The 21,345-nt window shown below is 65.7% G+C and carries 22 protein-coding genes; 11 read left to right on the plus strand and 11 right to left on the minus strand.

The annotated features are described in order from the left end of the window. Window positions 1–108 precede the first annotated feature (108 nt). From KY084_RS04695 to KY084_RS04715, 5 genes are all read left to right on the plus strand, one after another. On the plus strand, window positions 109–702 hold the full coding sequence (locus KY084_RS04695) for a LemA family protein (protein WP_219237276.1): 594 nt from the start codon (window positions 109–111) through the stop codon (window positions 700–702). Window positions 703–799: 97 nt separating this feature from the next. Further along, complete coding sequence (locus KY084_RS04700; RefSeq protein ID WP_219237277.1) at window positions 800–1,594, plus strand: TPM domain-containing protein; 795 nt, start codon at window positions 800–802, stop codon at window positions 1,592–1,594. Continuing rightward, a complete protein-coding gene (locus tag KY084_RS04705) occupies window positions 1,594–2,271 on the plus strand; it encodes a TPM domain-containing protein (RefSeq protein WP_219237278.1) in 678 nt (225 codons plus the stop codon). Before KY084_RS04700 ends, KY084_RS04705 begins: the two co-directional genes overlap by 1 nt. Further along, window positions 2,268–2,807 (plus strand): NUDIX hydrolase, encoded by a 540-nt coding sequence (locus KY084_RS04710; RefSeq protein ID WP_219237279.1) that lies wholly within the window; start codon window positions 2,268–2,270, stop codon window positions 2,805–2,807. The genes KY084_RS04705 and KY084_RS04710 overlap by 4 nt, the downstream gene beginning before the upstream one ends. A 42-nt stretch (window positions 2,808–2,849) precedes the next feature. Beyond that, window positions 2,850–3,341, plus strand: a complete 492-nt coding sequence (locus KY084_RS04715; RefSeq protein WP_219237280.1) for a hypothetical protein — start codon at window positions 2,850–2,852, stop codon at window positions 3,339–3,341. Between the two features lie 37 nt (window positions 3,342–3,378). On the opposite strand, the gene KY084_RS04720 is transcribed toward KY084_RS04715, so the two are convergent. From KY084_RS04720 to KY084_RS04730, 3 genes are all read right to left on the minus strand, one after another. Then, window positions 3,379–3,660, minus strand: a complete 282-nt coding sequence (locus KY084_RS04720; RefSeq protein WP_219237281.1) for an NADH dehydrogenase ubiquinone Fe-S protein 4 — start codon at window positions 3,658–3,660, stop codon at window positions 3,379–3,381. A 42-nt stretch (window positions 3,661–3,702) separates the two neighbouring features. After that, the gene (gene hrpB, locus KY084_RS04725; protein WP_219237282.1) at window positions 3,703–6,165 is read right to left on the minus strand and encodes an ATP-dependent helicase HrpB; all 2,463 of its coding nucleotides are present in this window, start codon (window positions 6,163–6,165) and stop codon (window positions 3,703–3,705) included. Between the two features lie 99 nt (window positions 6,166–6,264). Then, a complete protein-coding gene (locus KY084_RS04730) occupies window positions 6,265–7,278 on the minus strand; it encodes a polyprenyl synthetase family protein (RefSeq protein ID WP_219237283.1) in 1,014 nt (337 codons plus the stop codon). A gap of 100 nt (window positions 7,279–7,378) precedes the next feature. Here KY084_RS04730 and KY084_RS04735 point away from each other — a divergent pair, with 100 nt between their 5' ends. Continuing rightward, window positions 7,379–7,660: a chorismate mutase gene (locus KY084_RS04735; protein ID WP_219237284.1), complete on the plus strand. Its 282-nt coding sequence runs from the start codon at window positions 7,379–7,381 to the stop codon at window positions 7,658–7,660. 24 nt (window positions 7,661–7,684) lie between these two features. Here the strand turns inward: KY084_RS04735 and smc are convergent, their stop codons facing one another. The 4 genes from smc to KY084_RS04755 are packed head-to-tail and all read right to left on the minus strand — an operon-like array spanning window position 7,685 to window position 13,082. Continuing rightward, window positions 7,685–11,092 carry a chromosome segregation protein SMC gene (gene smc, locus KY084_RS04740; protein ID WP_219237285.1) on the minus strand — a complete coding sequence of 1,136 codons (3,408 nt, stop codon included), beginning with the start codon at window positions 11,090–11,092 and terminating at the stop codon, window positions 7,685–7,687. A 40-nt stretch (window positions 11,093–11,132) separates the two neighbouring features. Beyond that, the gene (locus KY084_RS04745) at window positions 11,133–11,870 is read right to left on the minus strand and encodes a DsbA family protein (protein WP_219237286.1); all 738 of its coding nucleotides are present in this window, start codon (window positions 11,868–11,870) and stop codon (window positions 11,133–11,135) included. A gap of 13 nt (window positions 11,871–11,883) precedes the next feature. After that, on the minus strand, window positions 11,884–12,546 hold the full coding sequence (locus KY084_RS04750) for a DsbA family protein (protein ID WP_219237287.1): 663 nt from the start codon (window positions 12,544–12,546) through the stop codon (window positions 11,884–11,886). Continuing rightward, on the minus strand, window positions 12,546–13,082 hold the full coding sequence (locus tag KY084_RS04755) for a DUF721 domain-containing protein (protein WP_219237288.1): 537 nt from the start codon (window positions 13,080–13,082) through the stop codon (window positions 12,546–12,548). The genes KY084_RS04750 and KY084_RS04755 overlap by 1 nt, the downstream gene beginning before the upstream one ends. Before the next feature lie 27 nt (window positions 13,083–13,109). On the opposite strand from KY084_RS04755, the gene KY084_RS04760 reads away from it, so the two are divergent. From KY084_RS04760 to nudC, 3 genes are read left to right on the plus strand one after another with little or no spacing between them, the layout of a single operon-like run. Then, window positions 13,110–14,162: an A/G-specific adenine glycosylase gene (locus tag KY084_RS04760; RefSeq protein ID WP_343227950.1), complete on the plus strand. Its 1,053-nt coding sequence runs from the start codon at window positions 13,110–13,112 to the stop codon at window positions 14,160–14,162. Next, window positions 14,156–15,502, plus strand: a complete 1,347-nt coding sequence (locus KY084_RS04765; protein ID WP_246586875.1) for a serine hydrolase domain-containing protein — start codon at window positions 14,156–14,158, stop codon at window positions 15,500–15,502. The genes KY084_RS04760 and KY084_RS04765 overlap by 7 nt, the downstream gene beginning before the upstream one ends. After that, window positions 15,499–16,377 carry an NAD(+) diphosphatase gene (gene nudC / locus KY084_RS04770; RefSeq protein WP_219237290.1) on the plus strand — a complete coding sequence of 293 codons (879 nt, stop codon included), beginning with the start codon at window positions 15,499–15,501 and terminating at the stop codon, window positions 16,375–16,377. Before KY084_RS04765 ends, nudC begins: the two co-directional genes overlap by 4 nt. A 15-nt stretch (window positions 16,378–16,392) precedes the next feature. Here nudC and KY084_RS04775 read toward each other — a convergent pair whose 3' ends face one another. Next, window positions 16,393–17,283, minus strand: a complete 891-nt coding sequence (locus tag KY084_RS04775) for a prephenate dehydratase (protein ID WP_219237291.1) — start codon at window positions 17,281–17,283, stop codon at window positions 16,393–16,395. Window positions 17,284–17,397: 114 nt separating this feature from the next. Here KY084_RS04775 and KY084_RS04780 point away from each other — a divergent pair, with 114 nt between their 5' ends. Further along, window positions 17,398–18,066 carry a c-type cytochrome gene (locus KY084_RS04780; protein ID WP_219237292.1) on the plus strand — a complete coding sequence of 223 codons (669 nt, stop codon included), beginning with the start codon at window positions 17,398–17,400 and terminating at the stop codon, window positions 18,064–18,066. Between the two features lie 53 nt (window positions 18,067–18,119). On the opposite strand, the gene KY084_RS04785 is transcribed toward KY084_RS04780, so the two are convergent. Then, the gene (locus tag KY084_RS04785) at window positions 18,120–18,725 is read right to left on the minus strand and encodes a TetR/AcrR family transcriptional regulator (protein ID WP_219237293.1); all 606 of its coding nucleotides are present in this window, start codon (window positions 18,723–18,725) and stop codon (window positions 18,120–18,122) included. Window positions 18,726–18,774: 49 nt separating this feature from the next. Between KY084_RS04785 and KY084_RS04790 the strand changes: the two genes are divergently transcribed. Continuing rightward, a complete protein-coding gene (locus KY084_RS04790) occupies window positions 18,775–19,620 on the plus strand; it encodes an oxidoreductase (RefSeq protein ID WP_219237294.1) in 846 nt (281 codons plus the stop codon). A gap of 48 nt (window positions 19,621–19,668) precedes the next feature. On the opposite strand, the gene KY084_RS04795 is transcribed toward KY084_RS04790, so the two are convergent. Then, entirely contained in the window at window positions 19,669–20,547 is an 879-nt protein-coding gene (locus tag KY084_RS04795) for an LOG family protein (RefSeq protein WP_219237295.1), read from the minus strand. A 56-nt stretch (window positions 20,548–20,603) separates the two neighbouring features. Further along, complete coding sequence (locus KY084_RS04800; RefSeq protein ID WP_219237296.1) at window positions 20,604–21,281, minus strand: extensin-like domain-containing protein; 678 nt, start codon at window positions 21,279–21,281, stop codon at window positions 20,604–20,606. Between the last annotated feature and the right edge of the window lie 64 nt (window positions 21,282–21,345).

The following is a 21,345-nucleotide window of genomic DNA, read 5'->3' on the forward strand; positions in this document are numbered from 1 at the left end:
CGTCTCCTGCAAGGCGGGCGGCGGAGCCAGTTTTCCGTCGCCTCGGCGATCCTGCGTCGTTACAAGGGGCAAAGACAAGGTTTGTTTTTTCCGGGAGGCGATTCACCCATGCGGCTGAAAGCGGTGATGGCACTGGCCATGGCGGTAACCCTGACGGCCTGCGGGCTGAACAGCGTGCCGACGGCCGAAGAGAATGCGAAAGCGCGCTGGGCCGATGTGCAGGCCGATTATCAACGGCGCGCGAACCTGATCCCTAATCTGGTGTCGACGGTGAAGGCATCGGCGCAGTCGGAGGACAAGATCCTGTCCGATGTCGTCAATGCGCGCGCGCGGGCGACTCAGGTGAATGTTTCGACCGGCGACCTGACCAACCCGGACAAGATGCAGCAGTTCGCGCAGGCGCAGGGCAATCTGAACGGATCGCTCAGCCGGTTGCTCGCGACGGTCGAATCCTATCCCGACCTGAAGAGCCAGGGCAATTTCCAGACGCTGATGAGCCAGCTTGAGGGGACCGAAAACCGCATCGCGATCGCCATTCGCGATTATAATTCGGCGGTGCAGGACTATAACACCACCATCCGCACCTTTCCCGATGCGATCGGTGCCAAGGTGTTTTACGGATCGAAGCCGATGGTTCCGTATCAGGCGACGACGCCCAATGCCGATGTCGCACCGACGGTCGATTTCGGGAATATGAATTGAGGCCGGGATGATGGCCGAACGTCACGTAACGGTCCCGGACGGAGATAGAGTTGCGCGCCGGTCAGGCGCGGCCCGGAGGAACTGCTTTGTCGTCGCGATGGCGGCCCTGATCGCACTGCTGGTGATGGCGCTGCCCGTATCGGCGCAGACTTTTCCCAAGCTGACCGGCAGGGTGGTCGATGCGGCGAACCTGCTGACGCCCGCGCAGGAACAACAGCTTGACCAGCTTTCCGCACAAATCGAACAGGCGTCGGGGCGGCAGTTCGTGGTCGCGACGATTCCCGACCTGCAGGGCTATCCGATCGAGGATTACGGATACCGGCTGGGCCGCGCGTGGAAGATCGGGCAGGCGAAGGCCAATAACGGCATCATCCTGATCGTCGCGCCCAAGGAACGGCGCGTGCGGATTGAGGTCGGGTACGGGCTGGAACCGATCATGACCGATGCGTTGTCGAGCATGATCATTCATGACGACATTCTGCCCCAGTTCAGGAAAGGCGACATGGCGGCCGGGATCATGGCCGGATCGGCGGCGATCGCGCAGCAGATGAAATTGCCGCTGGAGGCAGCCGAACAGCGCGCCAAGCAGAAACTGGACGCCAGACAGCAAGCGAGCGGCAGCGGCGACGACGGATCGGGCTGGATCGTCGGCCTGTTCTGGATCGCCATATTGTTCTTCGTGGTGATGCCGATGCTGTTCGGTCGTGCGCGCGGGCGGCGCTATCGCCGCGGCATCGGGCCGGTGGTGATCTGGGGACCGGGCTTTGGCGGCGGCGGATCGGGCTGGGGCGGCGGTTCCTCCGGCGGCTTTGGCGGCGGTGGTTTCGGTGGCGGCGGCTTTTCGGGCGGCGGCGGTTCGTTCGGCGGTGGCGGCGCGTCGGGGGGATGGTGATGGCGCGTCGTGCGCTTAGCGGCGAAGACCATGTCCGCGTGGCGAGCGCGGTTGCGTCGGCCGAAACCGGCACCGATGGCGAGATCGTGACGATCATCGCGCGGTCTTCGCACGAATATCGCGACGTCGCGCTGCACTATACGCTGCTCGGCGTGCTGCTGGTCCCGGCGCTCTTCGCGTTGTTTCCGGGCCTGTTGCAGGCCAAGCTGAGCTGGTTCACCAGCGGATGGGAAGCGCCGAGCCTTCCCGAAATGCTGGTCGTGGTGCTGATCGTACAGGCGATCGCGTTTCTGATCCTTCGCTATGCGCTGGAATGGGGCCGGCTCCGCCTCGCGCTCACCCCGCGCGCCACCCGTTCGCGCCGGGTGCGACGGCGCGCGGTCGCGCTGTTCCGCGCATCGGCGGAGAAACGCACCGCGACGCGCGTCGGCATCCTGCTGTACCTTTCGCTAGACGAACATATGGCGGAGATTGTCGCCGATGAAGCGATCCACGGCAAAGTGCCCGCCGAACGCTGGGGCGATGCCATGGCGGCGCTGGTCGATCATGTGCGAAGGGGCGATACGGCGGGCGGCATGATCGCCGCAATCGCCGCGATGGGCGAGGTTTTGTCCGAGACTTTCCCCAAAAGCGCGGGCAATCCCAATGAACTTCCCGACAGGTTGATCGAACTTTGAACAATCACGACGCCGACAAGCCAATCGAGATCAAATGGCAGGGCGACTGGATCACCGCGAAGAAACAGGGGCGATGGGAGTTCGTAAGCCGGTCGCGCGGGATTCGCGCCGCAGTGATTCTGGCGATTGTGGAGGGCGATGTGCTGCTGGTCGATCAATATCGCGCCCCGCTGGGTCGCCGCTGCCTTGAACTACCCGCCGGGCTGGTGGGCGATGAAGGCGATAATGAGGCGCCCGAGGCGGCGGCGGCGCGCGAACTGGAAGAAGAAACCGGCTATCGCACCGGAAAGATCGAAAATCTTGGCGAATTCTTCTCATCCCCCGGCATGGCGTCCGAAGGGTTCACGCTGGTGCGCGCAAGCGAACTGGTTCGGGTTGGACAGGGCGGCGGCGTTGCGGATGAGGATATCAACGTGCATCGCGTGCCGCTTTCGGACATCGCCGATTATGTCGCTGCACGCCGGAAGGACGGATTCGCGATGGACGTGAAACTGCTCCTGCTGCTCGGCGCGGGCATGCTGGGTGAGCGAGATTAAGGAACATCGCGGCGCGCCGTGGCATTACCCCCGGCAATGGCGATGAACACACGAAACTGGGCATGGATCGGCGCGGTCGCGACATTCCTGCTGGCGGCCGGCGCATATTATGCGGTGGGGCAGGTATATTCCGATGCGAAGGCGATCGACCTGATCAACCAGCTTTCGCGGGCCGGGCTGTATTTCGGGTCGGCGATGGCCACCGCATCGGCGACCACGCTGGCGCTGATGCTGACGCTGATCGGCATGGCGCACCGGGCGGAGGCCGAATTCGGACCCGATTTCTATCGCAACATCTATCGCATTTCGCGGCTGGCGACGGCGACGTTGCTGGGATCGGTCGTGCTCCTGCTCCTCCTCACCTTGCCGGTGGGTGAATTTCAGGGATTGAGCGATATGTGGTTCATCTGGCTGTACCGCGTGCTTTTCGCGCTGATCGGTACGCTTTCGGCGCTATTGGTCGCTACCGTTCTGCTGGTCTTCACCACGGTGCGCGACGTGATCATCAACATCACGCCGTCCGACATGATCTGACGCGGCGGCGCGGCGTGATTACCGCGCCGTCACCGGATCAGCGGAAATTGTCGGCATAGGCCTGAAGCTTCAGCGTTCGGGTGGGCGAGGGCACGACGTGGAATTCATGCCCTTCGCGCATGGCATAGTCCTTCGCGGCCTCCAGTGTGGGGAAGTTCATCCGCACCTGCGTCCGCGTATTCGCATGGCCGGCCCAGCCGGTCAGCGGATCGGGTTCCTGCGGCGATGTCTGTTCGAATTCGACCACCCATCGGTCGGTGCGGGCGCGGCCCGACTGCATCGCATTTTTCGGGCGCTGATAGATTCGCGCGACAGCCACGATGGTATTTCCCTTTATCCTGTTCGATCGATCAACGCCCGATTAGCGCGATTCGCTTCGCCTTGCATCCGCCTTTTTGGTGCGCAGCGTCGCCGATGCGCCCGCCGGGTCGTCCGGCCAGGGGTGTTTGGGGTAGCGGCCGCGCATTTCGCGCGCCACCGCCTGCCAGCTTCCCGCCCAGAAACCCGGCAGGTCGCGCGTCGTCTGAATCGGCCGTCCGGCAGGCGAGGTGAGGCTGAGCACCAGCGGCACCCGGTTGCGCCCGATCACCGGATGGTCGGCCAGCCCGAACAGCGCCTGAACGCGCAGTTCGACCCGCGGCCCGCCATCCGCGGTATAGTCGATTTCATGACTCGAACCGGCGGGCGAGGTGAACTGACGCGGCGCGATCCGGTTGACAGCCTGCAGCGAGTCCCAGCCAAGCAGCGCTTCAAGCGCATGGATCAGCGCCTGTGGCTCGATCCGGTCGAGGCGTCGCTTGCCCGTGACGAGCGGCGGTAGCCATTCGTCGATGCGATCGATTAGCGCCGCGTCTTCCAGCGCGGTTTCCCCGGCAAAGGCGGCACGGGTACGCAGCGCGGCGGCGGCCGGGGGCCAGGGCAGGAGGGCGAGGCCATGATCGCGCACGCCCGCGACCAGCGCATCGGCGATTTCCGCCGGGTCGGCATCGCTGTCCGGCCCCGCCAAAAGGCGGATCGCGCCGAGCAGCCTTGCCCGCTCTGCCACAACCGCACCCGATGCAGGATCGAATCGGACATTCCGGCGCGTTTCGATGCGGTCGGCGAACAGCGATTCGATTGCGTCCGCGTCAAACGGCGCGGCCGACAGGATGCGCGCGCCCGCCGCGCTCCCCTGCGTTTCCGCCACCGCCAGCCATTCGCTGCGCGCCAGCGGGGAAGCGGGATCGAGCCGGAAGCCGCGCCCGCTGACCGACAACCAGCGCTCACCCGATGCGTCGCGCCGCCGCGCCACCCGGTCGGGAAAGGCAAGCGCGACCGACAGCGCGAGCGAATCGTCCATGGGAGCGGCCTGGCGTTCGCGCTTGCCATCGGCCAGTCCGGTCCAGCGCGCCGCCAGCTTGCGCGCCGCCGTTGCGCGGCGTCCGCGCTCGCCGCGCCATCGCCGCATCCGCTGTTCCAGATCGGCGTCACTGCCGCCAAGCCCGCGTTCGCCGAGCAGAACTGCCACTTCCGCCGCCACGTCCGCGAACCCGCCTTCGCCGGCGCGCACCAGCATATGGGCAAGCCGGGGCGGCAGTGGCAGGCGCGCGATCCGCGCGCCGTGCGCGGTCGGCCTGCCATCGCCGTCGAGCGCACCCAGCGTAGCCAGCCGCTGGCGTGCCTCTGCCACCGCCGCTTCGGGTGGGGGATCGAGCCAGCACAGGCTTCGCGGATCGTTCACCCCCCACAGCGCGCAATCGAGCGTCAGCGCCGACAGGTCGGCTTCAAGAATTTCTGGCGGGTCGAACGGGGGAAGGCCGGCAGTCGCCGCCGCTTCCCACAGGCGATAGGCGATCCCCGGTCCCTGCCGCGCGGCACGGCCAGCGCGCTGGGTGACCGCCGCCTGGCTCGCGCGTTCGGTGACCAGCCGGGTCATGCCGCCCGCCCGGTCATAGCGCGGGCGGCGCGCCAGCCCCGAATCGATCACCACGCGAATGCCGTCCAGCGTCAGCGATGTTTCGGCAATCGCTGTGGCGAGCACCAGCTTGCGCCGCCCCCCGTCATCGGGCGCGATGGCGGCGCGCTGCGCGGCGGGGTCCAGACTGCCGTGAAGGCGGTGAAGCGCGATCGCATCGTCAAGGTCGGTCAACCGCTCGGCCGTGCGTTCGATTTCCGCCACGCCGGGCAGGAAGGCAAGGATGCCGCCATCGGTTTCGCCAAGCGCGCGACGAATCGCGGCGGCCATCAAATCCTCGATCCTGTTTTCGGCGTTTCGCCCGACATGGCGCAGGTCGAGCGGATAGCTGCGCCCTTCGCTTTCGATCACCGGCGCTTCGCCCATGAGCTGCGAAAAGCGCGCGCCGTCGAGTGTCGCGGACATCGCCACTATGCGCAGATCGGGCCGCAGTCCCGCTTGCGCATCAAGCGCGAGGGCGAGGCCGAAATCGCTGTCGAGGCTGCGCTCATGCACCTCGTCGAACAGCACCGCAGAAACGCCGGTCAGTTCGGGATCGGCCTGAATCCGGTTGACGAAAATCCCTTCCGTCACGACCGTCACGCGAGTCGCGGCCGACCGTTTGCTGTCCATTCGCGTGGAATAGCCGAAGGTTGCGCCCGGTCGCTCCCCGGCAAGCGCCGCCATGCGTTCGGCCGCCGCGCGCGCCGCGATCCGGCGCGGCGAGAGCAGCAGAATCTCGCCACCGCACCAGTCTTCGTTGAGCAGCGCGGGCGCGACCGCGGTCGTCTTTCCCGCCCCCGGCGGCGCGACGAGCACGGCGTTGCTCGCGGTGCGAAGCACGTTCAGCAGGTCGGGTAAGACCGCATGGATGGGAAGCGCGTCAGGCATTGCCTGCTCCGGAGCTAAGGCCGGCGACATACCGCGTGCCCCGTTTCCGGCGTACCAAAGGCGCAATACCCGTTATTGGGTCGAAAGGGACCGACGCGGTTAAAACGCCCGCGCCACCGCGAATTCGACCGCTTCGATCATCGCATCACGGGCCGCGCCGGATGGGAAACCGCTGATCGCGTCGATCGCGCGCTGGCCGTAATGCCGCGCCCGGGCCAGCGTGTCGTCGACCGCGCGGGTATCACGCACGCGTCCAATCGCTTCGGCAAGGTCGGCATCGGTGTCGCGCCGCCCCTCGACCGCGTCCTTCCAGAATTTGCGCGCATCGTCGTCGCCGCGCGCATAAGCGAGGATCACCGGCAGCGTCATCTTCCCCTCGCGGAAATCGTCGCCAGCATCCTTGCCCATCGTCCCGGCATCGGACGTATAGTCGATCGCGTCGTCGACCAGCTGGAACGCGATGCCCAGATTGCGGCCATAGGCGTCGAGCGCCGCTTCATCGGCTTCGCTGCGTTCGGCGACGACCGCGCCGATGCGGCAGGCGGCGGCGAACAGCGCCGCCGTTTTCGCGCCGATAATTTCTAGATAGCGTTCTTCGGATGTTTCGATGCGGCGAACGGCGGTCAACTGATTGACCTCGCCCTCGGCAATCACGGCCGATGCGTTGGCAAGGATTTTGAGCGCTTTCAGGCTGCCGTCCTCGACCATCAGTTCGAAGCTGCGCGAAAACAGGAAGTCGCCGACCAGCACGCTGGCCGAATTGCCCCAGATAAGGTTCGCGGTACGCTTTCCCCGGCGAAGGTCGGAGCCATCGACGACATCGTCGTGCAGCAGCGTCGCGGTGTGGATGAACTCCACCGCCGCCGCCAGCTTGTGATGCCGCGCGCCCGAATAATCGAGCAGTCGTGCGCTCGCCAGCGTCAGCATCGGGCGAAGGCGTTTGCCGCCCCCGGCGATCAGGTGACCGGCAAGTTCCGGGATCAGCGGGATTTCCGACTGCATCCGGTCCAGAATTACGCTGTTGACCAGATTCATGTCGTTCGCGACGAGGCTGATCATCGGATCGAGCGTCGGTTTGTCGCTTGGGGCGAGGCGGAGAACGGTTGCGGTCATCGAATTGGCGATGTGGCGGCAAGCCGCGACAAACGCAAGTGTTGCCGGGGCCTCTCGCTATGGATAAGCGGCTTTTCGTACAACCGGAGGGACGCGCCGAATGACCGATGATGTGCTCGCACGCTATCGCCAGAGCATCGACAATATCGATGCGGCGCTGATCCATATGCTTGCCGAGCGGTTCAAGATCACCCAGGCGGTCGGGGCGTACAAGGCGGACAAAGGGCTGCCCCCCGCCGATCCGGGGCGCGAGGAGCAGCAGATAGAGCGGCTGCGGCGGCTGGCGAGCGCTGCCGATCTGGACCCTGAATTTTCCGAAAAATTCCTGCGTTTCGTGATCGATGAGGTGATCCGCCACCATCAACGGGCGCGCGGGCAATAGTCGCCAGGGGATTGTCGCCGGCGGCTATTCGGCCGCGACCAGTTCCTCCGCCGTGCCGAGGTCGACCGAGACAAGGCGGCTGACCCCCTGTTCGACCATCGTCACGCCGAACAGGCGATGCATGCGGCTCATCGTCGCTGCATTGTGCGTGACGATCAGATAGCGAGTGCGCGTTTCGCGCGTCATCCGGTCGAGAAGGTCGCAGAACCGGTCGATATTGGCATCGTCGAGCGGCGCATCGACTTCGTCCAGTACGCAGATCGGCGCGGGGTTGGTCAGGAACAGGCCAAAGATCAGCGCAACCGCGGTCAGCGCCTGCTCGCCGCCCGACAGCAGCGTCAGCGATTGCAGCTTCTTCCCCGGCGGCTGCGCCATGATTTCCAGCCCCGCTGCGAGCGGATCGTCCGAATCGACCATTTCAAGATGCGCCGCGCCGCCGTTGAACAGCGTGGTGAACAGGCGTTGGAAATGGCCGTCCACCGCCTCGAACGCGGCGGTCAGGCGCTGACGCCCTTCGCGGTTCAGCGTGCCGATCGATCCGCGCAGGCGGTTGACCGCCTGACCCAGTTCCTCGCGCTCGGCAAGGTTGGACTGCGCGGCGTCCTCCAGTTCCTGCAGCTCGCTTTCGGCGACCAGATTGACCGGGCCGATACGTTCGCGTTCCAGCGTCAGCTTTTCATGCCGCGCCGATTCTTGCGCCGGGGTGGCGACATCGGACGAATCGAACCCTGCTTTTTGCGGCAGCAGCGGTGGCGGACATTCGAAGCGTTCGCCCGCCACGCGGCCCATCTCGATCCGCCGCGCCTCCTGATTCTCCGCGCGCGCCGCCGCCCCCGCGCGCGCTTCGCGTGCTTCGGAAAGCGATTCGGAAGCGATGCGCGCCTTTTCCTCGGTATCGCGCAACGTGTCGGCAGCGCGCTGTTCGGCGCTTGCGGCTGCCTCGGCATCGACCGTGCCGCGTTCGACCGCGTCGTGCGCTTCGCCGATCGCGGTGTCGAGTGCGGCGGGCCTGTCGGCCAGCGCTTCGCTCTCGCGCCGCAACTCGCCCTCGCGCTTGTCGATCTGCGCGATGCGGCGTGTGGCTTCGCCGGCGCGCGACTTCCAGCCGCGACTATCGGCGGCGGCGACGGCGGCCCGTTCGCGTGCCTGCGCGATATCGGCGTCGAGTCGCTGCCGTTCGGCGCGCGCGCTTGCGACTGCGCCGCGTTTTTGCTGTGCCGCTTGCGACAGATGTTCGACGCGTTCGGATGTGGCGCTGCCATCGGGAAGCGCCGCCACCGCGCGTTCGGCCGTATCGAGAGCCTCGTTCGCCTCCGCCAGTTCATTTTCCGCGCGCTCGCGCCGCTGGTTCAGGTCGCTGCGCTGCCCCGCCAGCCGTTCCAGCGCGGCCGATGCGCGATCCTCGCTACGGGCGGCCTCGCGCGCCTCACGCTCGCTTGTTTCAATCATGCCTCGGGCTTCGGCAGCGTCGCTGCGCGCCTTTGCGATACGGTGTTCGATTTTCGCGCGTTCGGCATCGGCTGCCTCGACGGCGGCAAGCGCGGCGGGGCGGGCCGCTGCGATCGCGCGCAGCCGGTTGATGCGTTCGAGCCGTTCGGCGGCGGCCGCACCCTCCGACCTGGCGATATAGCCGTCCCAGCGGCGCAGCGTGCCTGTGCGCGTCACCAGCCTTTGCCCGACCGAGAGCGGTTGGCCGTGATCGGTGTCGGCGACCAGAATCTGCGCCAGCCGCCGGGCGAGCGCGAGTGGCGCTTCGACATGGTCGGCCAGCGGTGACGTGTCGGCCGCGGCGTCGGGATCGCCGGCTTGTGGCTCCGCGCCCGCCCAGTAGCGATCCGCCTGACCATCCAGCCCCGCTTCCAGATCGTCGCCCAGCGCGGCGGCAAGTGCGCGTTCATAGCCCGGTTCGGGACTGACATGATCGATCAGCCGGTCGCCCGAATCGCGCTTGGTCGCCTTGGTCAGCGCGGCGGCCTCGCTGTCGAGCGCGGCGAGGTCGGCATGGGCGGCCGCGCGAACCGTTTGCGCCTGTTCCTGTTCGGCGAACGCCGCAGCCTCATCCGCATCGGCGCGATTCAGGCGCTCGCGGGCGGTTTCCGCATGGTCGAGCGCCGCCACGCGCGCCTTTGCCGAGCTATCGCGTTCGGCGGCAAGCGGTGCTTCATCGGCGAGTGCCGCGATCTCGTCCGCGATCCGGCTGACGTCGCGCTGGTGTCGCTGGTGGCGTTCGCGCGCTGCGGAAAGTGCCGCTTGCGCGACCCGCGCATCGGCAGTCTCGCTCGCCTGCGCGGCGAGCGCCTGTGCGAGCGCCACCTCGGCATCGCGCGAATCGCGTTCGGCGGTGGCCAGCCGCGCGTCGAGTTCGGGTATCCGCGCCGTCGCCGCGGCGATCCGCTGGTCGAGTTCCTTTGCTTCGGCGGTCAGTCGCGTAATCGCCTGACTGGCATCATTGGCGAGTTCGCCCTCGCGTTCGCGATCGTCGGCGATACGCGAAAGCCCCGTTTCCAGTTCGCCCAGACGGCGGCACAGCGTGTCGCGCTCGGTCTCCAGCGTTTGCAGCTTGTGGCGCGCGGCATTCGCGGCATCGCGCGCGGCAAAGGCGGCGGATCGTGCGGTGCCCAGCGCATCGGCGGCGGCGCGTTGATGCGCTGCCGCGGCGGCCTGCGCTTCGGCGCGCTCGGTCACCAGCGCTTCTGCCGCTGCCGCTTCGGCCTTGGCGGTTTTTTCCGCCTCTGCCGCGTCGCGCCAGCGCGCGAAGATCATCCGCCCCTCGGCAATGCGGATTTCGTCGGACAGGCGGCGATATTTCTCCGCCTGCCGTGCCTGGCGCTTAAGCGCGGCGGCGCGGGCGTCCTGATCCGAAATAACCTCGTCCAGCCGGGCGAGATTGGCTTCGGTCGCGCGCAGCCGCTGTTCGGCGTCCTTGCGCCGGACATGCAGACCGGCGATCCCCGCCGCTTCCTCCAGCATCTGCCGCCGCTCGGCGGGCTTGGCGGAGATGACTGCGCTGATCCTGCCCTGGCTGACCAGCGCGGGCGAATGCGCGCCCGTCGCCGCATCGGCGAACAGCAGCGCGACATCCTTTGCACGAACATCGCGGCCGTTGATGCGATATGCGGACCCGGCGCCGCGTTCGATACGGCGCACGATCTCTACCTCGTCCGCGTCGCCGACATCCTCGGCCAGGATCGACACTTCGGCGAAATCGCGCTGCGGCCGGCTGCCCGTGCCGGCGAAGATCACGTCCTCCATCCCCGAACCGCGCATCGATTTGGGGCTGTTCTCCCCCATCGCCCAGCGCAGCGCTTCGAGCAGGTTGGACTTTCCGCAGCCATTGGGGCCGACCACGCCGGTCAGCCCCGGTTCGATGCGCAGGTCGGCGGGTTCGACAAAGCTCTTGAAGCCCGAAAGCCGGAGCCTTTTTATCTGCACCCGTGCATCCTTATAGGCACCGAAACGCCGTGCGGCGGTATCAGGCGCCCGCCGCCTTCAGCTTCGGTTCGAGCTGCGACCAGGTGACGGCGTCGTCAACCTGTTCGCCGTTGATGAAGAAACTGGGGGTGCCGCTGACGCCCTTCTGCCCCGCCTGCTGCATCTCTTTGCTCAGCCGGTCGATCGTCGCCTGATCGGTGAGGCACGCGCGCGCCTTGTCGGCGGTCATACCGCGTTTCTGCATGAAATCGATCACGCCCATCTTTTCGCCCAGCATGACCGCGATTTTTGTCGGCTCCATCGTCTGCATCTGCTGCTTGGCAGAATCTGGCATGCTGGTGAACTTGTCGGCGAAGTCAGGCTGCGCCTGGAACATCTGTTCGAGCACCGGGAAGAAGGCGTCGTCGTCAACACATTCGCCGAGGATCGTGGTCGGCAGATCGAGCGCGCCATGGACCAGGAAGTCGCGGAACTCGAAGCTGACCTTGCCGCTGTTCACATAGTTTTCGATCAGCGGATCGAACCCGTCCTGTTCGAACTTGCGGCAGGTCGGGCACATGCGCGAACCATACTCCACCAGCTTGATCGGTGCATCGGGATTGCCCATTCGGTGGCCCAGATCGGTTTTTGCAACGACGTCGCGCCATTGCTTGCCCGCAGGCGCGGTTGCCGACGCAACCGGAGAGGCGGGCGTGCTGGCGGCGGCATTGCCCGCATCGCCGCCACCCGAACAGGCGGCCAGCGCCAGCAGGGGCGCAATCAGGAACCACAAACGCATCGAAACCAGTCTCCTATTTTGAATCCTGCGCGGCCGCGATGCGCGCTTGCACCGAGGGCCAGTCATTTACATCGAGCAGCGCGCCGTTGACCGCGAAGCTGGGCGTGCCTTCGATCTTAGTCCACACCTGTTTCGCATTTGTCGTCAGCCGGGCAAGCGCCGCGCCGTTAACGGTGCACGCGGCCAGTGCCGCCTTATCCATGCCTGCCTGTTCGACGATTGCGGGAAGCGGGGTCGCGGCGACCACCGCCGCAATATCCTTGCCCGTCAGTTCGGGTACGCGCGTGTAAAAAGCGGGGTCGCGGCGAGCGGCGTTGTACAGTTCCTCCTGCCGGGCGAAAAATGCCCTGTGCAGCGAAAGTGCGAGATCGGGCGGGGCGCAGCGCACCAGCATCGCCTCCGCCACGTCGAGCGGGTCGCGCACGGCGGGGATCAGCCGCACCCGCAGCGTGCCGCTGGCGGCCATCGCCTCGATCGCGTCATCGGCCTCCTCGGCGAAATGCGCACAATGCGGGCAGGTATAGCTTAGATATTCGTCCAGCGTGACCGGTGCCGAAGCGGCGCCGAACACCAGATCCGCCCCCTCTTGCGAAACCGCCATTGGCGTGACCGGATGGCCCTGCGAGAGCGCGGGGGAAACCAGCAGCGCGGCAAGCGCCGCGAAAAACAGACGCATCAACTGATCTTTCCAAGCTTGGGAATGTGGACCACCGGTTGTTCGACGCTCATCGCCAGCGCGCCCAGAACCTCGCGAAGTTCGGGATCGGCGATGGCGCGCAATCCTTCGCCCAGTTCACCGGGGCGGGTGGGGGTTGGCGATGGCGGGGCAGGGCGTCGGGGGCGGCTGACCACGCCCTGACGAAACTGGACGCGCGCGACGGCGGGATAGCCGAAAAACCGGTTCACGCGTTCGATGATTTCCGGCGCGATATGCTGCATCATCGTGCCATGCGCGCCCGCCACGGTCAGCGCGAGCACGCCTTCGCTGCGTTCGCCGCGCGGAAAACGGATCGATTCGGGGCTGGAAACGCGCGCATAGCGTTCGCCGACGATTTCGGGCCAGCGGCTGACGATCGCGCTCTGTACGAAGCCATAGCGGCGGAATGCCGCGCGCCCGACATCAGGCAGCAGTTCGGAAAGCGCGCGCGCATGGCCATAACGGCGCTCGCCCGCTTTCGCTTTTCCCGGATTTCGATTCCCGCTCTTCGTCATCGCGTCCACTCATGCCATAGGCGGCGCGTGCCCGCCAAGCTTCCTTCGACCATCGCCCCTTCGCTTCTTGCCTGGTATGATCGTCATGCCCGCGATCTTCCCTGGCGCAGTCCGCCCGGAAACGCGCCCGGCGATGCGTATCGGGTGTGGCTGTCGGAGGTAATGCTGCAACAGACGCAGGTCGCGACGGTGAAACCCTATTTCGACGCCTTTACACGCCGCTGGCCCGATTTCGCCGCGCTCGCAGGTGCACAGGATGCCGATGTCATGGCCGCATGGGCTGGACTGGGCTATTATGCCAGGGCGCGCAACATGCTGGCCTGCGCGCGCGCAGTGGTATGGGAACATGGCGGTAAATTGCCCGATAGCGAGGCGGGGCTTCGTGCGCTGCCCGGTATCGGCGATTACACCGCCGCCGCGATCGCCGCGATCGCCTTTGAACGCCGCGCGGTTGTGGTCGATGCCAATGTCGAACGCGTCGTCGCCCGGCTTGCCGCGCTGCAAACACCGCTGCCGCGCGGCAAGGCGGAGGTTCGCGCGCTCGCCGATCAGGTAACGCCCGATGCGCGCGCCGGCGATTTCGCCCAGGCGATGATGGACCTTGGCGCGACGATCTGCATCGCCCGGCGGCCGCAATGCATGCTCTGCCCGCTGTCGGCGGATTGTCGCGCGTGCGCCACGGGCGAACCCGAAGCCTATCCCCGGCGCGAAGCCAAAAAGGCGCGGCCGCATCGTCACGGCACGATCTTCTGGCTTGAACGCGCTGGCAAGGTGCTGCTGGTGCGTCGCCCGGACAAGGGGATGCTGGGCGGGATGCGCGCCCTGCCCACCGGTCCGTGGCAGGCGGTGCCGCCGGGACTGGACGGCGCACCGGTGGAGGGCGACTGGGCGATGACCGGAAAATCCGTTCAGCATGGCTTCACCCATTTTACGCTCGATGCTGCGCTTGCGGCGTGCAGCGTCACCGGGCACATCGGGGATAACAGCGGCGAATGGTGGGACATCGACGATATCGAATCGGCCGGTCTGCCAACGCTTTTCGCCAAAGCGGCCAGGATTATGAGGAGCTACGAATGCTGAACAAGCGGCTTGGAATCGCGCTGGCGGCGATGGCCGTACTGGCGGCCGGCCAGCCGGTGCTCGCCGGACAGGGCGTAGTCGGCCGGGGGGGCGGGCAGGGGATGTCCGAACATTCGGGCGAAACCGCCAAGGCGATTGAACTGCCGAAAACCGCCGCCTTCGCCAGGCAATTCGTCACCGACGATCGCGCACCGGGAATCGTCGCCGCGATCGGGGCCGACGGCAATGCCGCGACCTTTGTCGCCGACGGAACCATCGCCGACGATTCGGATGCCAAGGCTGGCCCGGACACGCTGTGGCGCGTCTATTCGATGACGAAGCCGATCACTGCGATGGCGGCGATGACGCTGATCGAGGACGGCAAGATGTCGCTCGACCAGCCGGTGAGCGACTTTCTGCCCGCGTTCAAAAATATGAAGGTGCTGGTGAAGCCGGACACCGAGAGCCTGGAAAGCCGCCCGGCGAAAAATCCTATCACCATCCGCAACCTGCTCACCCATACGGCGGGCCTTGGCTATTCGATCATCACCAAGGGCGCGCTGTTGAAGGAATATGAAGCAAACGGCATTCTTCCCGCGACGATCAGCCGGGGGTATGAAAAGGGCGTGCGGGCGACCCGCCCCGCTTCGCTTGCCGAATTCGCCGACCGGGTCGCCAAGCTGCCGCTGATTGCCGATCCCGGCACCAAATGGAGCTATTCGATCGGGCTGGACGTCATGGGCCGGGTGATCGAGGTGGCGAGTGGCATGCCCTTCGACCAATATGTCAATCAGCGCATTCTGACCCCGCTGAAGATGGAATCGACCTGGTGGACGGTGCCCGCCGATCAGAAGAACCGGCTGGCCACCAACTATATCTGGATGGGCGATACGCGCGTTCCCGTCGATCCCGGTGCGACGTCGGTGTTCCTCGATCCGCCAAGCTTTCCCTATGGCGGGGCGGGGCTGGTGATGTCCGCGCGCGATTACGACCGCTTCCTGCACATGCTGCAAAATGGCGGGTCGCTCGACGGGGTTCAGGTGATGAAGCCCGAAACGGTGAAGCTCGCCATGTCGAACCTGCTGCCCAAAGGCGTGACCTTCACCGGGGTCGACGGATCGACCGGCGGCGCGGCGGGACCGAAAATGGGTTTCGGTGCAGGGGGTTCGGTCTATCTGGACGATGTTCCGGGCGGGCCGGGCAAGGGCACCTATGGCTGGGGCGGCGCTGCCGGCACCATCGCATGGGTCGATCCGGAGAAACAGGTGCGCGGCACGATCATGGTCAATTACATTCCCGCCGACAAATGGCCGCTGCGCCGCGAAATGGTTTCGCGAATCTATTCCGATCTGGGCAAGTGATCGCGCCCGGCCTTACCGGCGGCCAGCTTGACCGCGCCGACCCTGTTCGAACCGATCCGGAAGCGATTGCGGCGGCGCTGCGCGACCCGCATGCGCGGCTGTTGCGGCTCGACGGACTGGCGCCGGTTACTGATGCGGCCGGGGGACTACAATGGAGGCCACTGTCCGATGCAGGGGAGGAAGAGGCACTCGTACTGCTCGGATTCGACGGCGATGTGCCGCATTTCGTCGCGGTTCCGCCGCGCAGTGTACCGGGCGGCGGTATGGCGGATGTGGCGCAGCGTATCGCCACACTGCCGCGCGAGGATGCCGCACATTATGCGGCGGCGCGCAGTCTGGTCGCCTGGCATATGCGCCACCGATTCTGTTCGGTGTGCGGCGGCGCGACCGACATGATCCGGGCGGGATGGGCGCGAAAATGCACCGCATGCGCTGCGGAGCATTTCCCGCGCACCGATCCCGTCGTCATCATGATTGCCGAACATGACGGTCGCGCGCTGCTGGGGCGGCAGGCGGCGTGGCCGCAAGGGCGCTGGTCGGCGCTTGCCGGTTTTTTGGAGGTCGGCGAATCGATCGAGGAAGCGGTGGTGCGCGAAACGCATGAGGAAGCGGGAATCCACGTCGGCGCGGTCCGCTATGTCGCCAGCCAGCCCTGGCCCTTCCCCTCGTCGCTGATGATCGCGTGCATCGCCGAGGCGAAGGACGATGCCATCACGGTCGATACCAACGAACTGGAAGATGCGCGCTGGTTCACGCGTGAACAGGTCGCCGCCGCGCTTGCCGGGGGAGCGGACGCCGCATTCCTGCCGCCGCCGCGCCACGCGATCGCGCATACGCTGTTGTCGGTCTGGCTGGAACGGCAGGGCGAGCGCTGACGGCTGGCGAGCGTCCTACCCGCGTCGGCGCGCCTGCGGATAGCTGCCCAGCAGGCGCAGCCATTTGGTCTGAAAACGCAGTTCCTCCAGCGCGCGGTCGATCGCCGGATCGCCCGGTGCGCCTTCGATATCGCAATAGAATTCGGATGGGGCGAAGCTGCCTTCGCGCTGATAGCTTTCCAACTTGGTTAGGTTCACCCCGTTGGTCGCGAAACCGCCCAGCGCCTTGTACAGCGCGGCGGGGACGTTCTTTACCGCGAACATCAGCGTCGTCATCATCGCGCCTTCGGGTTGCGTCACCGGTGCTTCGCGCGCCAGCACGACGAAGCGCGTGGTGTTGTGATCGGCATCGGCGATGCTGCTTTCGTGCAGCGTAAGGCCATACAACTCGGCCGCCATCGGCGGGGCAAGCGCGGCGACATGCGGGTCGCACAGTTCCTTTACCCGCGCGGCGGCGCCCGCCGTATCGGCATAGGCGATGCCGGCTATTCCCTGATCGGCAAGCCAGTGGCGGCACTGGCCGATCGCCTGCGGATGGCTGATCGCCTGACGAATGTCGGCGCGCGCGCCGGTGCTCATCAGCGCATGGCGGATGGGCAGGAAATGTTCGCCGGTAATCACCAGCCCCGATTCGGGCAGCAGGAAATGCATGTCGGCGACGCGACCATGCTGCGAATTTTCGATCGGGATGATGGCGCAATCGGCGCGGCCGTCGCGCACTGCGTCGATCGCATCGCCGAAACCGAAACAGGGCAGCGGCAGACAGTCGGGAAACGCCTGTAGCGCCGCGATATGCGAATTGGCCCCCGGCGCGCCCTGATACGCGACGGCACGATGCGGCTCTTGCGCCGCCGCTTCAGTCATCCGCGCGATCAGGGGCTGCGCGGGGGCCGGAAATTCCTGCATGGGAGCGGCGGATTAGATCGCCGCGACTGGTTAGGCAAGCGCGGCTTGCGGCGCGGGCGCGCTGGCTTTAAGGCTTTTACCTTCAAACACGGCAATAAAGGTCGGGCGGGGACTATGGATAATCGCACGAATACAATCGCGGGCTGGGTCCTGGCGGGCTGCGTCGCCGCGCTTGGCCTGTCGATCGCAAGCGGCATGGTGTTCGAGCAGGAGGCCCCCGAAAAGTTCGGCTATCCGGTGGAGGGCGTCGCGACGGGCGGCGATGAGGGCGATCAGGTCGCGCCGATCGCGACACGGCTTGCCGCCGCCGACGCAGCGGCGGGTGAGAAGGTGTTCAACAAATGCACCGCCTGCCACACTGTTGCGCAAGGCGCGGCCAATGGCATCGGCCCCAATCTGTGGGGTACGGTTGGTGAGGAGATCGGCCATGGCAAGCGCGGCTTTGCCTTTTCCGATGCGCTTGCCTCGCACGGCGGCAAATGGACGTTCGAAAATCTGGACGAATGGCTGACCAGTCCGCGCAAGTTCGCCGCCGGAACGAAAATGACCTTTGCCGGGCTATCGGACCCGCAGGACCGAGCGAATGTGATCCTCTACCTCAACCAGAACGGGTCGAACGTGCCGCTTCCCGCACCGCCTCCGCCCGAAGCGACCGGCGGCGACAATGAAGGGGCTCCGGCGAATGCGGCGGGCGCCGCCAACGAAACCGGGGCGCAGGAAAACGCGGTCGAAATGAACATGCCGCCCGCCAAGACGGGGCAGCAGCCTTCGCCCGACCAATAGGCGCGTTTCCGCCGATTACGAGGCGGAGGTGATTTCAGGCTCGGTCCGACATGTCAGCCATACTCACCCGACGCCCCGGCAAAGCCCAGCAACAGGGTTTGCCCCGCCTCACGCGCATTGGCGGCGAGCGCATCGTCGGCAAGTTCGCCCGCAGTCCAGAAAGACAGTACCCCGCGAAAGACGAAGGCAAGCTGCCGCGGCAGGCAGCGAAGCGCTTCCTCTCGTAGCACTTCGATCAACCCTTCGCCGTCGCCCAGCGCCAGCGTCCACAGCGTCGTTGAGTGCGCGAGCACCTGTCCCGGCCCCTCAGTGCCGACCCAGCTCATGACGGCGCGGTTGACCTCCGGCTCCTCGATCATCACCGCCACAGCAATATCGATGGCCAGCAATACGCGGCTTCGCGTGTCGCGCAGCGCCGGTGCGGCGGTGAAACGGCTGGCCATCGTATCGATCCGCCGCTTCGAAAGCGCGTGCATGATCGCAGCCTTGCTTCCGAACTGGTTGAACGGGGTGGCGAAACTGACACCCGCCTGAGTGGCCAGCTCGCGCATGGAAAAACCCGCTTTTCCTTGACGCAGCAAATGTTCGGCGGCGTCCAGCACGCGACGGCGAAGTGGTTCGCCGCGAGGTCCGGATTGTTCGGTCTTGCTGTCGGTCATGTCGCAATCTATATCATGATATACTTAAAGGCTATCCCGGAGTTAGACGATGACGACCGCCAGTCCCAAAACCTTTCTGATAACCGGGGTGAGCTCGGGCCTTGGCCAGGCTTTCGCCGAGGGCGCGCTTGACGCCGGGCATGTTGTGATCGGAACCGTTCGCCGCGAAGACGATGCCGAAGCCTTCGCCGCGAAGGCCGCCGGGCGCGCGCATCCGCTGCTGCTCGATGTGACCGATTATGCCGCCATTCCCGCCGCCGTGGCCGGTGCCGAGCGGCAGGCGGGACCGGTCGACATTCTGGTGAACAACGCCGGCTATGGGCATGAAGGCGTTATGGAGGAATCGTCGATGGACGATCTCCAAAGGCAGTTTGCAGCCAATGTGTTCGGCGCGGTCGCGATGACCAAGGCGGTGCTGCCCGGGATGCGGAAAAGGCGGGCCGGGCACATCATCAACGTAACATCGATGGGCGGCTTCATCACCATGCCCGGCATCAGCTTTTATTGCGGCAGCAAGTTCGCGCTGGAGGGCATCAGCGAAGCGCTGCGCAAGGAGGTGGCGTCGCTGGGGATACGGGTTACCGCGCTAGCGCCAGGCCAGTTCCGCACCGACTGGGCGGGCCGGTCGATGGACCGCACGCCGCGCAGCATCGCAGACTATGATTCGGTGATGGACCCGATCCGCGCGGCGCGAAAGGCGAAAAGCGGGCAGCAGCCGGGCGATCCGGCAAAGGCCGCGCAGGCGCTGCTAGCCATTGTCGATGCACCCGATCCACCGGTGCGGCTGTTCCTTGGCGACGACGCGCTTTCGCTCGTCGATGCAAAGCTCGATGCGATGCGCGCTGAAATAACCGAATGGGAAACACTGTCGCGATCGACCGGTTTCGCTTCGTGATCGACACTGCGGTCGCGTCGGGATAATCGCCCGGCGCGCCGCCTTGGATCACTCCAGCTCGACGTCGTCGCGGTTGCGATAGAAATCGCGAATCCGTTCCCAGCCTTCTTCGGCCGTTTCGACGAAGTGGAACAGGTCGAGGTCGCGCGGGGAGATGACGCCTTCGTCGCACAGCGCTTCGAAATCGATCACGCGGTTCCAGAATTCCTTGCCATAGAACAGCACCGGCATCGGGTCGATCTTGCCGGTCTGGATCAGGGTCAGCAGTTCGAAACTTTCGTCGAACGTGCCGAACCCGCCGGGGAAGACCGCCACCGCGCGCGCATGCAGCAGGAAGTGCATCTTGCGGAGCGCGAAATAGTGGAACTGCATCGACAGCGACGGGGTAACATAGGGATTGGGCGCCTGTTCGTGCGGCAATACGATGTTGAGGCCGATCGATTCGGCGCCGACATCGGCAGCGCCGCGATTGGCCGCTTCCATGATCGACGGTCCGCCGCCCGAACATACCACGAAATGCCGATTGCCTGCTTCGTCGGCGGGAAATTTGCCGGCGATGCGGCCGAGTTCGCGTGCGACCTCGTAATATTTCGACTTGGCGATAAGCCGCTCGGCAATCCGCTTCGCGCGGTCATCCTCGGCAAGGTCGAGCAGCGCCTGCGCCTTTTCGGGTTCGGGGATGCGCGCCGAACCGTACATGACCAGCGTGGAGGCGATCTTCGCCTCATCCATGATCAGTTGCGGTTTGAGCAGTTCAAGCTGGAACCGGACGGGGCGCAGATCCTCGCGTAGCAGGAAATCCATGTCCTGAAAGGCGAGGCGATAGGCCGGATGTTCGGTTTGCGGCGTATGGCCATGGGTTCGGGCAGTCTCCGCTTCCTGCTGCGCAGGGCGGAACACGCGGGACGGTACTCGGGTATCTTTCATTCAGAGGGGCTTAGCGTTTCGCGTCGCGCGTGCAAGCCATGGCGGGCATGCCCGCGCTATCGGCAGAAATGGCCGCCGCCCATGTCGATGTGGAAATGGTTGTAATGCGCCGCGTTGTAATCGGGGCTGAGCACCGTGTCGAAGCGCTTGCAGGCCGAGGCATGGATGACTTCCATAAAGCGGTGGATACGCGAATCGTTCGTGTCCCAGTCCTTTTCGACCGTGATATGACGCCCGTCAGCCAATACGAAGCCCGACACATCGACCGCATTCGCCTTGGCATGCTGCGACAGCTTGCCCGATGCCGATGCGTTGCCGCGAATGTTGCGGCAGGCATAGGTGCCATAGGTTTCGACCCGCACCACGTCGCTGCCCAGAATCTGGATCGCCGCCGGGCGCACGCCATGGGTGATCCATGCCGTGAACTTGTCGGCAAGCCCGCATTGCATCGCCTTGATCCCGGTGACCGGCACGCCGATGTCGAGAAGCTGCACCGCGCCGCGAACCTCGCACCCGCCGCCATAATCGCGGTCGGGCAGCGGGCGGAACTGATACCCTCCCCGGCTGAGGTCGGCATAGCATTGCCGCGTTTCGCGATTCGTCGGCGGCGCGGCAACGGTCTTGTGCGCGCTTTGCCGCGGCGCGGGGCGATCCTTTTCGCCGCCGCCGAAAATGCAGCCGGCGAGCAGCGAGGCGAGCAACAGGGCGGAAACCGGACGGAAAATGGCACGCATATCCGCCTTCATAGCAAAGCATGCGTGAATTGCATCCCGATGCGACGGACGGTTCACCGAACTT

The organism is Stakelama flava (assembly GCF_019351405.1).
Lineage (GTDB): Bacteria > Pseudomonadota > Alphaproteobacteria > Sphingomonadales > Sphingomonadaceae > Sphingomonas > Sphingomonas flava_A.

Coding starts and splice junctions, on each gene's coding strand:
- KY084_RS04795 (WP_219237295.1), bottom strand. CDS start 20,547: ATGAAAGATACCCGAGTACCGTCCCGCGTGTTCCGCCCTGCGCAGCAG.
- KY084_RS04765 (WP_246586875.1), top strand. CDS start 14,156: ATGCTGAACAAGCGGCTTGGAATCGCGCTGGCGGCGATGGCCGTACTG.
- KY084_RS04700 (WP_219237277.1), top strand. CDS start 800: ATGGCGGCCCTGATCGCACTGCTGGTGATGGCGCTGCCCGTATCGGCG.
- KY084_RS04775 (WP_219237291.1), bottom strand. CDS start 17,283: ATGCAGGAATTTCCGGCCCCCGCGCAGCCCCTGATCGCGCGGATGACT.
- KY084_RS04780 (WP_219237292.1), top strand. CDS start 17,398: ATGGATAATCGCACGAATACAATCGCGGGCTGGGTCCTGGCGGGCTGC.
- KY084_RS04715 (WP_219237280.1), top strand. CDS start 2,850: ATGAACACACGAAACTGGGCATGGATCGGCGCGGTCGCGACATTCCTG.
- KY084_RS04695 (WP_219237276.1), top strand. CDS start 109: ATGCGGCTGAAAGCGGTGATGGCACTGGCCATGGCGGTAACCCTGACG.
- KY084_RS04755 (WP_219237288.1), bottom strand. CDS start 13,082: ATGACGAAGAGCGGGAATCGAAATCCGGGAAAAGCGAAAGCGGGCGAG.
- KY084_RS04730 (WP_219237283.1), bottom strand. CDS start 7,278: ATGACCGCAACCGTTCTCCGCCTCGCCCCAAGCGACAAACCGACGCTC.
- hrpB (WP_219237282.1), bottom strand. CDS start 6,165: ATGCCTGACGCGCTTCCCATCCATGCGGTCTTACCCGACCTGCTGAAC.
- KY084_RS04790 (WP_219237294.1), top strand. CDS start 18,775: ATGACGACCGCCAGTCCCAAAACCTTTCTGATAACCGGGGTGAGCTCG.
- KY084_RS04705 (WP_219237278.1), top strand. CDS start 1,594: ATGGCGCGTCGTGCGCTTAGCGGCGAAGACCATGTCCGCGTGGCGAGC.
- KY084_RS04750 (WP_219237287.1), bottom strand. CDS start 12,546: ATGCGTCTGTTTTTCGCGGCGCTTGCCGCGCTGCTGGTTTCCCCCGCG.
- KY084_RS04735 (WP_219237284.1), top strand. CDS start 7,379: ATGACCGATGATGTGCTCGCACGCTATCGCCAGAGCATCGACAATATC.
- KY084_RS04785 (WP_219237293.1), bottom strand. CDS start 18,725: ATGACCGACAGCAAGACCGAACAATCCGGACCTCGCGGCGAACCACTT.
- KY084_RS04800 (WP_219237296.1), bottom strand. CDS start 21,281: ATGCGTGCCATTTTCCGTCCGGTTTCCGCCCTGTTGCTCGCCTCGCTG.
- KY084_RS04745 (WP_219237286.1), bottom strand. CDS start 11,870: ATGCGTTTGTGGTTCCTGATTGCGCCCCTGCTGGCGCTGGCCGCCTGT.